Annotated in this window: 10 protein-coding genes; 9 read left to right on the top strand and 1 reads right to left on the bottom strand. The window is 55.9% G+C overall.

All coding sequences use genetic code 11. From position 1 onward, the window contains the following. The first annotated feature begins 66 nt into the window (after positions 1–66). From ACJAXR_RS07185 to yaaA, 8 genes are all read left to right on the top strand, one after another. Positions 67–1,869: an acyl-CoA dehydrogenase gene (locus ACJAXR_RS07185; RefSeq protein WP_415057578.1), complete on the top strand. Its 1,803-nt coding sequence runs from the start codon at positions 67–69 to the stop codon at positions 1,867–1,869. 151 nt (positions 1,870–2,020) lie between these two features. Next, positions 2,021–5,419, top strand: coding sequence for a mechanosensitive channel MscK (mscK, locus tag ACJAXR_RS07180; protein ID WP_415057577.1), 3,399 nt, complete (start codon positions 2,021–2,023; stop codon positions 5,417–5,419). Between the two features lie 101 nt (positions 5,420–5,520). Continuing rightward, positions 5,521–6,087, top strand: a complete 567-nt coding sequence (gene yeiP / locus ACJAXR_RS07175; RefSeq protein WP_415057576.1) for an elongation factor P-like protein YeiP — start codon at positions 5,521–5,523, stop codon at positions 6,085–6,087. Between the two features lie 20 nt (positions 6,088–6,107). Further along, positions 6,108–6,764, top strand: coding sequence for an alpha/beta hydrolase (locus ACJAXR_RS07170; protein ID WP_415057575.1), 657 nt, complete (start codon positions 6,108–6,110; stop codon positions 6,762–6,764). A gap of 122 nt (positions 6,765–6,886) precedes the next feature. Beyond that, the gene (gene rhlB / locus ACJAXR_RS07165; protein ID WP_415057574.1) at positions 6,887–8,449 is read left to right on the top strand and encodes an ATP-dependent RNA helicase RhlB; all 1,563 of its coding nucleotides are present in this window, start codon (positions 6,887–6,889) and stop codon (positions 8,447–8,449) included. A gap of 171 nt (positions 8,450–8,620) precedes the next feature. Next, the gene (locus tag ACJAXR_RS07160) at positions 8,621–8,986 is read left to right on the top strand and encodes a hypothetical protein (protein ID WP_415057573.1); all 366 of its coding nucleotides are present in this window, start codon (positions 8,621–8,623) and stop codon (positions 8,984–8,986) included. Between the two features lie 339 nt (positions 8,987–9,325). Continuing rightward, positions 9,326–10,708 (top strand): PhoH family protein, encoded by a 1,383-nt coding sequence (locus ACJAXR_RS07155; protein ID WP_415057572.1) that lies wholly within the window; start codon positions 9,326–9,328, stop codon positions 10,706–10,708. A 119-nt stretch (positions 10,709–10,827) separates the two neighbouring features. Then, positions 10,828–11,610 (top strand): peroxide stress protein YaaA, encoded by a 783-nt coding sequence (gene yaaA / locus ACJAXR_RS07150; protein ID WP_415057571.1) that lies wholly within the window; start codon positions 10,828–10,830, stop codon positions 11,608–11,610. Positions 11,611–11,733: 123 nt separating this feature from the next. On the opposite strand, the gene ACJAXR_RS07145 is transcribed toward yaaA, so the two are convergent. After that, on the bottom strand, positions 11,734–12,507 hold the full coding sequence (locus tag ACJAXR_RS07145) for a class II aldolase/adducin family protein (RefSeq protein ID WP_415057570.1): 774 nt from the start codon (positions 12,505–12,507) through the stop codon (positions 11,734–11,736). A gap of 94 nt (positions 12,508–12,601) precedes the next feature. Here ACJAXR_RS07145 and ACJAXR_RS07140 point away from each other — a divergent pair, with 94 nt between their 5' ends. Continuing rightward, entirely contained in the window at positions 12,602–13,357 is a 756-nt protein-coding gene (locus tag ACJAXR_RS07140; RefSeq protein WP_415057569.1) for a Crp/Fnr family transcriptional regulator, read from the top strand. Positions 13,358–13,360 lie beyond the last annotated feature (3 nt).

The following is a 13,360-nucleotide window of genomic DNA, read 5'->3' as shown; positions in this document are numbered from 1 at the left end:
CAATGGCCGTTTCCAGTCACCTTTTGACTGCATACACTGCACGCACTTTAAAAAGAGGCACCGAGCATGTCCGATACCCTACTCGACTCACGTAACCTGGCCTTCGAGCTTTACGAAGTGCTGGATGCCGAAGGCTTGACCCAGCGTCCGCGTTTTGCCGACCACAATCGGGAAACATTCGATGCCGCGCTGAACACCGCACGCACCATCGCGGACAAGTACTTCGCCCCGCACAACCGCAAGAACGACGAGAATGAGCCGCAGTACGTCGATGGTGCTGCAGTGTTGATTCCAGAAGTAAAGCCAGCGGTTGATGCATTCCTCGAAGCCGGCTTTCTGAACGCAACACGCACCTTTGAACAGGGCGGCATGCAGATGCCAAACCTGCTGTCTCAGGCCTGCTTCGCACACTTTCAGTCAGCCAACATCGCCACGTCTTCCTATGCGATGCTGACCATGGGCGCGTCCAACCTGATCGAGGCATTCGGCAGCGATGAACAGAAGGAACGCTTTCTGCAGCCGATGATAGAAGGCCGTTTCTTTGGCACCATGGCCTTGACCGAGCCCCATGCCGGCTCGTCATTGTCGGATATTCGCACTCGCGCCGAACCGGCCGAGGACGGCACTTACCGCTTGAAGGGGAACAAGATCTACATTTCCGGCGGCGATCATTCGTTGTCAGAGAATATCGTCCATATGGTACTGGCCAAGCTACCCGACGCCCCAGCCGGCGTGAAGGGTATCTCGCTATTCATCGTACCCAAATCACTGGTCAACGATGATGGTTCAGTAGGCAAACGCAACGATGTCGCCCTGGCAGGCCTGTTCCACAAGATGGGATGGCGCGGCACCACCTCCACAGCATTGAACTTTGGGGAAAATGGTGAGTGTGTAGGTTACCTGGTCGGTAAGCCTCATAACGGCCTGTCCTACATGTTCCAGATGATGAACGAAGCCCGTATCGGCGTCGGCATGGGCGCAGTGATGCTTGGCTACGCCGGTTACCTGTACTCGCTGGAATACGCACGCGACCGCCCCCAGGGCCGCCTGCCTGACGGCAAAGATCCTTCTTCGCCGCAGGTGTCGATCATTGAGCACACTGACATCAAGCGCTTGCTGCTGACTCAGAAAGCCTATGTCGAAGGCGCGTTTGATCTGGGTCTTTACTGTGCCCGCTTGTTCGATGATACCGAAACTCTGGAGACCGAAGCCGAGCGCAAGACGGCTCTGGAACTTCTCGACCTGCTGACACCGATCGTCAAGTCATGGCCGTCGGAGTTCTGCCTCAAGGCCAACGAGCATGCGATCCAGATTCTGGGTGGCGCGGGCTATACGCGTGAGTATCCGGTCGAGCAGTACTACCGGGATAACCGTCTGAACCCCATACATGAAGGCACTCACGGCATTCAGTCGCTGGATCTACTGGGCCGCAAGGTCGCCATGAACAACGGCGCAGCTCTCAAGCAACTATCAGCGCTGATCCAGGGCACCTGCAACCGGGCGCGCGAGTACGACAATCTGCACGAACTACGCGAGCCTCTGGAAAAACTGCACGCTCATCTCGGCAAGGTAACCCAGGCACTGCTCGGAGACATGATGAAGGGCAAGGTAAACCAAGCGCTGGCCAACTCGGCCCTGTATCTGAACACCTTTGGCCATATGGTCATCGGCTGGCGTTGGCTGGAACAGGCAGTGCACGCCCAGCGTGGCCTCGACACCGGTAAAGAGGTGGACGCCGACTTCTACCGCGGCAAACTGCAGGCAGCTCGCTTCTTCCTTACCTGGGAAGTACCTGGTTGTCACCACGCGCTGGATGTTCTGGAAAATCGTGATGCTACCTGCCTGGAAATGCAGAACAGCTGGTTCTGATCGAGCACTAAAAATAGCTAAAATGACGTGACCTGGGTCGCATCAACAGCATCAGACAAGGCCGCCTTTCAGGTGGCCTTTTTTGTGACGGCTTCCCAAGCCTTTACAGGAAGACTACCCTGCTTCTCAGATCCTTGCCGGAACGATCTCCATGTCGCATTTCTCTCGATTATTGCTTGTAGCAGCCCTGATAGTGCAACTATGTATTGCCGGTTACGCCGCAGCTGCTAGCGAACTGGCTGACGCTGTGGAGGCGACTCAGCAAAAGCTCGAATCACTTACTACCAGCAGTATGCCTGACACCGAAAAGCAGGAATTGCAGGAGCTTTACCAGAACACCATTAATTCTCTTCAGAAAACCCAGGCAACTCAAGACGCGGTAGCCGACTTGCACGCCCTGGTGGAAGGTGCCCCCGAGCAAATCCGGCTGGTCCGCCAGCGCTCGGATGGCATCAAGATCAAAGCGATTGCCGATATTCGTAACAGCTTCGCCAGCCAGAAGCTGGAGACGCTGGAGGCGCGGCTGAACGAGAAAGTGACCACCATGTTTGATTGGCAGAATCAGTTGACTGCCATCAACAGCAATCTTATTGCAGCGCAGACGCGGCCCGAACGAACCCAAGCGCGCGTAACCGCCAACCAGGCACGCAGTCAGGCTATCGCTGAGCAGCTGCGGTTGCTGCAACGCCAGACTGACAGTACGCAGAAAAATGCGCGCCAAGTCATGCTCAAGGCGGAACAGCAAAGCCTGCAGGATGCCAGCGATCTGTTAAGACAGGAGCTGGCAGTCAACAGTGTTCTGCAAGATCTCGCCAGTCAACGCCGCAGTCTGATGAGCCAGCAGATAGCCGACATTGAAGTTGAAATTCAGGCGTTGCAGGACGTAATTAACGAAGAGCGCTTGAGTCAGTCCGAACAAACGGTCACTGACACTGCAGCGCAGGCGTTGCGGGGGGCCAGCAATCACGAGCTACTCAAGACACAGGGCAGTCTGAATCGACGACTCAGCGAAGAACTGCTCAGTGCGACCAATGAGATGGGCGAACTGACCCGCAAGAACATCACAACCAAACAGCAGACCGACAGCACCACACAGATCGAAAGTGCTCTGGAGCAACAAATTAGTGTACTGGAGGGCAGCTCACTCCTTTCACGCATTTTGCAGCAGCAGAAACAGGCGCTTCCCACGGTACGCATGGATACGCGCATTGCCGACCGGGTGGCCGATCTTCGGCTGCGCGAATTTGAACTCAACCAATTGCGCGAAGAACTTGCCAATCCGGAAACCTATCTGACCAAATTGCTGAACCCCTTGCCTGATGAACAGCGAGAGGCGTTGCGCGATGACATTCGCGAGGTCATTGCCAATCGCACACCGCTTGCCGAGCAACTGAGCAATAACATCAGTACGGTACTCAGCCTGGCAATAACTCTGCAAATAAACCAGAAGCAGCTACAACAGCTGAGCAGCCAATTACGCCGCACCATAGATGATCAGCTATTCTGGGTGGCCAGCAGCCGACCAATCGACACGGATTGGCTGCTGGCCCTGCCAACGCGAGTCAGCGAGCAATTTCAGGCATTGAAGCTGGGTAATCAGGCGTCAAAAGCAATCGCAACCTTTCGCGACCGCTGGCCCGGGCTCGTCGTGCTGATACTTTTACTGGGTCCGTATATCTGGTGTCGCGGACGCTGGCGCGCCAAGCTGCGCGATCTCAACGCCGATGTCGGCCACTTTCGCCGCGACAGCGCCAGACATACACCCAAGGCGCTGGGCCTGACCGCACTGATCGTACTACCGGTACCGGTCGTACTGTGCGTCGCCGGACTGATCCTGATAACGGGCGAGAGACCCCCGCTACCCGCGGTAGGTTCGGCGTTGCTTAAGCTTGCGTTAGCGTGGATGGTTCTGCATTTCCTATATCGCGTCCTGGAGCCCAAGGGAATCGCTATCCGCCATTTCCGCTGGGACAGTGAACTGGTTACGCGTCTGCATCACCTGATCCGTAACGTTTCATGGGTATTACTCCCCCTGGTGCTGGTGATCGCTGTGAATGCCGCAATGCCAGAGCATTTGAGCGATGATGTGATCGGCCGCATTGCCATGTTAATTGGCATGCTGCTACTCAGCCTGCTACTGGGTCGCATGATGTGGCGCAGCGAACCTCTCTACCATTCACGCATATTGCATATGAGCGCCACCCTGTTGTTGGTAATGGCGCCTCTGGCACTGGCTGTCATGTCATTTTGGGGCTACCACTACACCGCCACCAAGCTCGCCGACCGATTCTTCAGCACCCTGTATCTGATCGCCGGCTGGATGGTACTGCAGGGCACCGTTGTACGTAATCTGAACGTAGCCGGTCGGCGGCTGGCTTATCAGCGCGCATTGAACAAGCGTCAGGCGGCGCCGGTACGCGAAACACAAGATGCCGAGATGGGTGTTGAAGTCCCTGAAATGGATATTCGTCAGATCAACCAGCAGTCATTACGTCTGGCACGCCTGACCCTGACCGTCCTTTTTGCGGTATTGGTTTACTTCACCTGGGCCGATCTACTCAGCGCCGCATCCTACCTAGAGTCGGTGACGCTATGGGAATACAACAAGGGCACCTCCGACAATCCGCTGATGGCTCCGATCAGCGCAGGGGATGTGCTGGGCGCACTGGTCATCGTCATATTGACCGTCACCTTGGCACGCAACCTGCCAGGACTGCTGGAAATACTGTTGCTGTCGCGACTGAATCTGCGTCAGGGCAGTAGTTATGCCATCACTACGCTGCTCAGCTACGTCATTGTCAGTGTCGGGGTGGTTTATGGTCTTTCGGCGCTGGGGGTTAGCTGGAACAAGTTGCAGTGGCTAGTCGCCGCACTGAGCGTGGGGCTGGGCTTCGGTCTGCAGGAGATCTTCGCCAACTTCGTTTCCGGTCTTATCATCCTCTTCGAGCGCCCCATCCGCATCGGCGATGTGGTCACGATTGGCGACCTGTCCGGCACGGTAAACCGCATCCGCATTCGTGCCACCACCATTACCGACTTTGATCGCAAGGAGATCATCGTCCCGAACAAGACCTTTGTTACCAGTCATCTGATCAACTGGTCACTCTCGGATACCATTACCAGGGTGATTATCAAGGTAGGGGTGTCCTATGGCTCGGACTTGACGAAAACCCGAGAGCTACTGTTGCAGGCGGCTCGAAACAACCCGCGCGTACTGAATGACCCCGAACCGCTGGTGCTGTTTCTCAACTTCAGCGACAGCACCCTTGAACACGAACTGCGCGTCCATGTGCGCGAGCTGGTCGATCGCAATATGGCAATCGATGAGATCAACCGTGACATCGATCGATTATTCGCACAAAACGGTATTGAAATCGCTTTCCGCCAGTTGGACGTCAATGTGCGCAGCAGTGCAGGACTGGAGAAATTAATCAGCAGTCAGCGTACAGACTTCAGTCAACCGCATTCAGCATCGGAACCCGGCCCCAAGCCCGAGCTGCCTGACAGCGAGGCGGCACTTGGTGCCGGGCCAGATAATCCGTCAGTCTGATCTGGCGCCGGGCCATAAGGGTCCGGGCCGCTGATCCACGCTTGAAGCCGGCATGCCCGAGCAAGCACAATAGCTGTTTCCTCTATCGAGTGTGTTGAATCATGCCCAGAGCCGCTGAACTAAAAAAAGGCCAGATCGTTCAGATCAATGGTCAGCCCTATATCGTGTCGCAGATCGACGTGAAAAGTCCCTCCTCGCGCAGCGGAACCACGCTGTACAAGGTTCGGTTCAACCATGTGCAGACCAAGCAAAAACTGGATCAGAGTCTGACCGGCGATGACATGCTCGCCCCTATCGACTTTCAGAAACGGGCCATGCAATTCCTTTATCAGGATGCAGATGGCTATACCTTCATGGATAACGAGGATTATGCCCAGTTCACTCTGAGCGTCGACCAGATAGAAGAGCAGATCGAATACATATATGACGGCGTCTCTGGCCTGTATGGCTTGGTTGTCGAAGGCAATCTGGTCGGCGTCGAGCTGCCTGCCGTGGTGGAAATGCCCATCGAGGAGACACCACCTGCGGTCAAGGGGTCCTCTGCCAGCGCGCGAACCAAAACTGCACGCTTTGCCACCGGCCTGGAAATTCAGATACCGGAATACTTGGAAACTGGCGAAGTCGTCCGCATCAACACCGAATCCGGAAAATTCATGTCCCGCGCCTGACGCGGCAACAGGAGCTACTCATGAGTCATGCACCACTGGTTATCGATCCAACCTCTCAGGCCGACGCCTGCATCATCTGGCTACACGGCCTGGGCGCCGACCGCTTCGACTTTGTTCCCGTCGTCGATGCGTTGGATTTGCCCACCAGTCACGGCCTGCGTTTCATCTTCCCGCAAGCTCCGACCCGCCCGGTAACGATCAACGGCGGCATGCCGATGCCCAGCTGGTATGACATTATCGGCATGGCCCCCGCGCGAGCGATCAGTCACGAGCAGCTGCAGGAGTCGGCCGATATGGTTCGCGCCTTGGTTGACGAGCAGGTCAGCCAAGGAATAAAAGTCGAGCGCATCGTTCTCGCTGGTTTTTCCCAGGGTGGCGCGGTAGTGCTGCACTCGGCGCTGCAATCGGGACTGCCACTGGCGGGTGTCATGGCCTTGTCGACTTACGGCCCGACAGTCGAGGATCTGCTCGTGGAAACAGGTGAGAAACTCGATATGTTCTTTGCCCATGGCAGCCAGGACGCCATGGTTCCGCACTCGATGGGCCGCCTGGCTCACGACCTGGTAGTCCAAGCCGGACATCGCGCGCAATGGCATGAATATGCAATGGGACACGAGGTTTGCCCGCAGGAAATTGTCGACATCAATAGCTGGCTGCGTAAGCGCTTGAGCATCTGATTCGCAACCCTGGGCGAGCTAGGCAGGTGCTGGTTAAAAAATAACCTGCCGGGGCTTCGCTCAGACTTCCCCTTGCTTTACACTGGCCGGTGACCACCCATACGCCATGTAGAGAGATGCCTGTGCTGAAAGCACTGAAGAAGCTGTTCGGGGCCGGAGATGCCCCGCTTGAACCTGCCCAGCCCCGCGACAGCGACAACTCCAATAGAGCCGTCAACAACCGTCTTGACGCCCAGTCCGCTCCGGCCAAAAGCCCTCGGCAGCCGCGCCGGCCGACGGCCACCGCGCCACGCAAACAGCCTGCATCGAGCGCCAAAAGCCCGTCTACTCCCGTTGCAACCCAACCCGCGCAGGCAGTCAACGCCTGGACGATAGCCGATTTCGTCGCCGAGCCGGCGGAAGGCAAGACCCGCTTTCATGATTTCCCACTTCCCGATAGCTTGATGCAGGCCATTCAGGAGCAGGGTTTCAGTTATTGCACACCGATTCAGGCTGAGGTGCTGGGTAATACACTCAAGGGCCACGATGCGATTGGACGGGCTCAGACCGGCACGGGCAAGACCGCTGCGTTCCTGATTTCGACCATCACCCAGCTACTCGAGACGCCACCGCCAGACGAGCGTTTCATGGGCGAGCCACGGGCCTTGATCATTGCCCCGACACGGGAATTGGTCATGCAAATCGCCAACGATGCCATCGGTCTGACCAAGCATTGCAATCTCAACGTCATGTCTTTTGTCGGCGGAATGGATATGGACAAGCAGATCAAGCAGCTGGAAAAACGCCATTGCGACATCCTGGTCGCTACCCCCGGTCGCTTGCTTGATTTCTGCAACCGCAGTGAAGTCCATCTGGATCTGATCGAAGTGCTGATCCTCGACGAGGCCGACCGGATGCTGGATATGGGCTTCATTCCCCAGGTGCGGCAAATCATCCGTCAGACGCCACGCAAGGGTGATCGTCAGACGCTGCTGTTCTCAGCGACCTTCAGCGATGATGTGATGAATCTCTCCAAGCAGTGGACCCACGAACCAGCGATAGTCGAGATTGAGCCCGAGCGCGCCGCTTCCGCCAATGTGGACCAGCAGGTCTATGCCGTCAGTAGCGGCGACAAGTACACGCTTCTCTACAATCTGATCACCCAGCTGGATCTGACCCGAGTGATGATTTTTGCCAACCGCAAGGATCAGGTCAGGCGCATTCAGGAGCGTCTGGTGCGCGACGGCATCAACGCTGCGCAACTGTCCGGTGATGTGCCACAGCAAAAACGCGTGCGCACACTGGACAATTTTCGCGACGGTACGCTACGGGTGCTGGTAGCCACCGACGTCGCTGGCCGCGGCATCCATGTCGAAGGTATCAGCCACGTAATCAACTACACGCTCCCTGACGATCCCGAAGACTATATCCACCGCATTGGCCGCACTGGTCGGGCCGGCGCCAAGGGCACATCCATCAGTTTCGCCTGTGAAGATGATGCGTTCCAAATCCCACCCATCGAAGATCTGCTCGGCAACAAGCTGGTGTGTATCCCACCCGAAATGCACATGTTGGAAAAGGTTCCAGCACGCAACCAGAGTGATGCCGAACGAGCCGCGAGCGACGCCAACGAGGCCGAACAAGCTGCAGCCGCAACCGCGAATCGCAAACGCGCAAACGGCAATGATCGCCCACGCCGCCGCTAAAAGGCGCAATATCCGGTAGCAATAGCGCCGGTCAAAACGGCGCCTGTTCCTTGCAGCGCCGTTCCTCACACTTTATTGTCCCACCCCTTTATCAAACATTAAGGATTGGCCTCTTTCGCAGAGAGCAGGCCTTCGCCTTGATCTGAGGTCACGATTTTAAAGGAGTCAGGCATGCAGATAATCAGAATTCGTAACATCGTCGCCCTGAGCAGCGCCCTTTTGTTGGGAGCGGGCTGTGCCACCAGCCAACCGAGTACATCTGACTTGATGCGCGATTACGCAGCGGAACAGGGTTCGCAGGTAGCCAAGCAAGAGGCACTGGCGAAAGACTGGGACAAGGGTTCCGAACTGATCAATACAGGTGAGCAGCGTGTGCAACAAGCGGAAAAGGATATTCGACAGGCAGAGAAACAACTGCGGGACGCTCGCAGAGCGCTAGAGAGAGGCAAACGCGAAACCGTCCGGGGTCAGGAGTTGAAAAAAAGCAGCGAAAATACGTTTCGCGCATACTTCCCTGACAATGCCCTGAACGAGTAAATAACACTATCCACACATCGCAACGCAGGGGTTGGCAGCCTGCGTTGACGATCGCTTAGGTTGCAATATCGGCCTCACAGCCTCACTTGGCCCGCGAACATAAGGCTTTATTTAATTGTCTGAACAAGCCCGCTGAACTCGTCGCATGTAAATCCGAAGACGCCCGTCAGCACGCTTGTGAATGTCACAACAAGTGCGCTATAAAATGATCAACCAGCCGATTCCCGCAGGTGATCCCTTGATACCTGCAGGCTCTCAGTGCTGGCTCTACGAACTGCCAAACGCCGCATTTGCGTCTGATACAGCTTCGTATAAACGGCTCTTGCGAGGTGACAGCTTATGGAAGCGTGCGGACCCACCCGACATACCTTCTACGTCCTCGATACCAATGTTCTGATCCATGATCCCAACGCCCTCCTTAACTTCGAAGAACACCATGTCATTATTCCGATGACAGTCCTCGAAGAGCTCGACAAGCTCAAATCAGGCAAAACCAGTATCGCGGCAGATTGCCGCCAAGCCATCAGGCTAATCGACAGAACATTGGCAGACGCACCTCCCGATCTTGTGGAAAAGGGCGTGCCTATCCAGCGTGGGAAAATCGGCTTTAACGGCAGCCTGGCGATCCTCATGGATCGCACAGTCATTCCCGCTCACTGCTTACCCAACGACCTAAATGACAACAAGATCATTAACCAGCTCTGTCATCTGCAGAGCCTGCATCCTGAAGTGCGTGTGGCATTGGTATCCAAGGATATCAACATGCGGCTCAAGGCCAGGGGTTGCGGGATCGACGCCGAGGACTACCACACGGATCAGCTCGTGGACGACATCGCTCTGCTTTCACGCGGTTACCACGAGGTAAAGGGCTCATTCTGGGACAAGGTCGATCGCGTGGAGACACACCAGCGCTTGGGCAAAACCGTACATGAAGTCCAACTTATGGAGAAAATGCCGGGGCTGCATATCAACGATTTTATCATCGATGGACAGGGCTTCGTCGGCTGGGCGTCCTCAATCGAGGGTAATCGTGCAGTCCTGCGCGATCTGCATCAGGAACCTCTGATGCGTCAGGAGGCCTGGGGGCTGCAACCACGGGATATCTTTCAGGCACTGGCGATGTATGCCTTGCTGGATCCGGATATCCACCTGGTCAACCTGACAGGAGCAGCCGGATCAGGTAAAACCATCCTCGCGCTAGCCGCGGCGATCGAACAGACCATGGTGAGCAAGCGATACAGGCGTATTATCGCCACCCGCAGCACTCAGGGGCTGGATGAGGATATCGGCTTTTTACCGGGCACCGAGGCAGAAAAAATGGAACCCTGGCTGGGTGCCATTACCGATAACCTGGAGGCGCTGCACATGGACGACGAAAGTACGCACGGCAGCGTCGAGTACATTCTCGACCGCGTACCTCTGCAGTTCAAATCACTGAACTACATACGGGGCCGCAGTTTCCAGCAAAGCTTCATCCTGATCGACGAGAGTCAGAACCTCACCCCGCACCAGATCAAGACCATCATTACCCGAGCCGGGGCCGGATCAAAAGTGGTTTGCCTCGGCAATCTGGCCCAGATCGATACGCCCTACCTGAATGCAACCAGCTCAGGGCTGACCTACCTGACCGAATGCTTCAAGGATTTCCCCCATGGCGTGCATATTCACCTGCAGGGCGTGCCGCGCTCGGTACTAGCCGAATACGCCGAAACCCATCTTTGAATCAGCAAGCCCGCCCATAACGGCGGGCACTGATTAAGCCGCTTTATCAAACCCATACGGAGCCAGTGCGCGCCGAATAAGGCATAATGCCTGTTATTCCGATGACAGGAGCCATGCCCATGTTGATGGTTATTTCGCCAGCAAAAACACTCGATTATGACACCCCTCCGGTGACCGACAAGCTCACCCAGCCACGCTTTGTCGAGCACAGCGCAGAGTTGATCGACGTGCTGCGCGAGAAGTCGCCACAGGACATTGCCGAACTCATGTCACTGTCGGACAAACTCGCCAGCCTGAACGTTGCCCGCTATGGCAGCTGGGAGTACGAGAGCAACCTGCGCAACAGCAAGCAGGCCTTGCTCGCATTCAAGGGTGATGTCTACACAGGCATCAACGCCGAAGACTTCGAGGCCGATGATTTTACCTTTGCCCAGGATCACCTGCGCATGCTGTCAGGACTCTATGGTCTGTTGCGCCCGCTGGACCTGATGCAACCCTATCGTCTGGAAATGGGTACCAAGCTGGTCAACCCGCGAGGCAAGGACCTTTACAGTTTCTGGGGCGAACGCATCAGCCAGTGGCTGAATGAGGACATGGCAGCGCAGGGCGATCAGATATTGCTCAATCTGGCCTCACAGGAATACTTTGGCGCCGTTAAGCTCAAAACGCTCAATGCCCGTATCATCGATACGGTATTCAAGGACCAGAAAAATGGCCAGTACAAGATAATCAGCTTTTATGCCAAGAAGGCGCGCGGCCTGATGGCCCGCTACGTGATCAAGCACCGCCTGACCGATCCTGACGCACTGAAAGATTTTGATCTGGATGGTTATTACTACGATGCAGCGAGTTCAAGCAAGGATAAGCTGGTATTTCTGCGCGACGAATCCAGCCGAGACTAAGCTCGAAGGCACCCTGGTTAGGGGGCTCACACCGGCATCGAAAAAGGCCCGTCCGGTGAACCGGTACGGGCCTTTTAGTATCCAGAGCAGTCGCGCCGAACGCGGCTGACCGGGAAGTCTGGATCAGCTGTCGAAGCCGGGATTAACCCGCTGCAGTTTGCGTAACAAGGCCGGCCAGGCAAGATTGCCACCCGCGCCACGAGTCACCTGTCGCATACTTTCCTTCGCCCCGTCGAGGATCGACTGGGAAATCGGGATCAATTCACCACCGCCGGCCTGCGCAGCAACCTGAATTTCGCAACAGCGCTGCAACGTGTACATACCCAGAAAGGCTTCGGCAATCGACTTGCCACAAGTCATCAGGCCGTGATTGCGCAAGATCATGGCATTGGTCTTTCCCAGGTCAGCCTGAAGCCGGGACTTCTCGTCCTCGTTCAATGCTACACCCTCATAGTCGTGATAGGACAGGTTGCTGAGCACAAAAATGGACTGCTGCGAAATCGGTAGAATGCCCTCTTTCTGGGCAGAGACTCCGACCCCAGCAGCAGTGTGGGTGTGCAAAACACATGTAGCGTCATGACGCACCTCGTGAACCGCACTGTGAATTGTAAAACCGGCGGGATTGATGTCGTAGGGCGTGTCCATCAACTTATTGCCCTGCAGATCGATCTTGACCAGATTGGAAGCCGTCATCTCTTCGAACATCAAACCATAGGGGTTGATGAGAAAGTGCTCGGTACCTGGGATTTTCGCCGATACGTGGGTGAACACCACATCATCCCAGCCGTACATCGCAATCAAGCGGTAACAGGCAGCAAGATCAACGCGGGTCTGCCATTCTTCGGCGCTCACCTGATCTTTCACGTCCATGACCGGCAGGGGTTGTATAGCATTCATCGCGTTAATCCTCATCGAGTTGGATAACGGCCAAGCACAGACAGGCCGGGTTACGTCATACTAGATCATTCTTACAATAGCAGGAGTGTAAAGCGTGACAGAGAAAAGAACTGTCAAACACTTTACAGTGTCGTCCAGCCCGGATGCCGCGATGTTCCGTTCCTTATTGCTGCGCAATCGCTGGCTCCGCGATCTACCTACAAACTGCCTGGATGATATGGCGGATCTGGCGCGCTTGCGTCAACTTGAAGATGGCCAACTACTACACGCCAAGGATGATGCAGCCGACGGTCTTTATGGGGTAGTCAACGGCGCGATAAAAGTGAGTAGCACCGGACTGGATGGACGCGAGGCTGTATTGACCGTACTGAGCCCAGGTAGCTGGTTTGGCGAAATATCCCTTTTCGATGACTTGCCGCGCACACACGATGCCCACGCAACAGGCCCCACTACGCTGGTAATGATTCCACGTCGGGGCTTTCAGCAACTGCTCGAGCGCCGCCCAGAACTCTATCCGCATTTTATGCGCTTGCTCTGTCGCCGAATCCGACTGTCGTTCGCGATGCTTGAAGACAGCGCGCTATTACCCCTTTCCTCGCGCCTGGCAAAGCGTTTGTTAATGCACGCTCACAACTACGAACAAAATGATCAGGGCAGCAACCAGGCGACGATACAGTTATCTCAAGAGTCTCTGGGCTTAATGCTGAACAGTTCGCGGCAGAGTATCAACAAGCTGCTCAAGCGTCTGGAACAAGCGGGCTGGTTACGTATCCACTATGGCCAGATAGTGATTCTCGACGAAGCAGCTCTCGCGCGTCTGGCACTCGGTGAGCTTGCTGAAGAGCTATAAGGC

It is taken from the genome of Halopseudomonas sp., assembly GCF_047631575.1.
Classification (GTDB): Bacteria; Pseudomonadota; Gammaproteobacteria; order Pseudomonadales; family Pseudomonadaceae; genus Halopseudomonas.
This window is presented reverse-complemented; position numbering and strand designations above follow the sequence as displayed.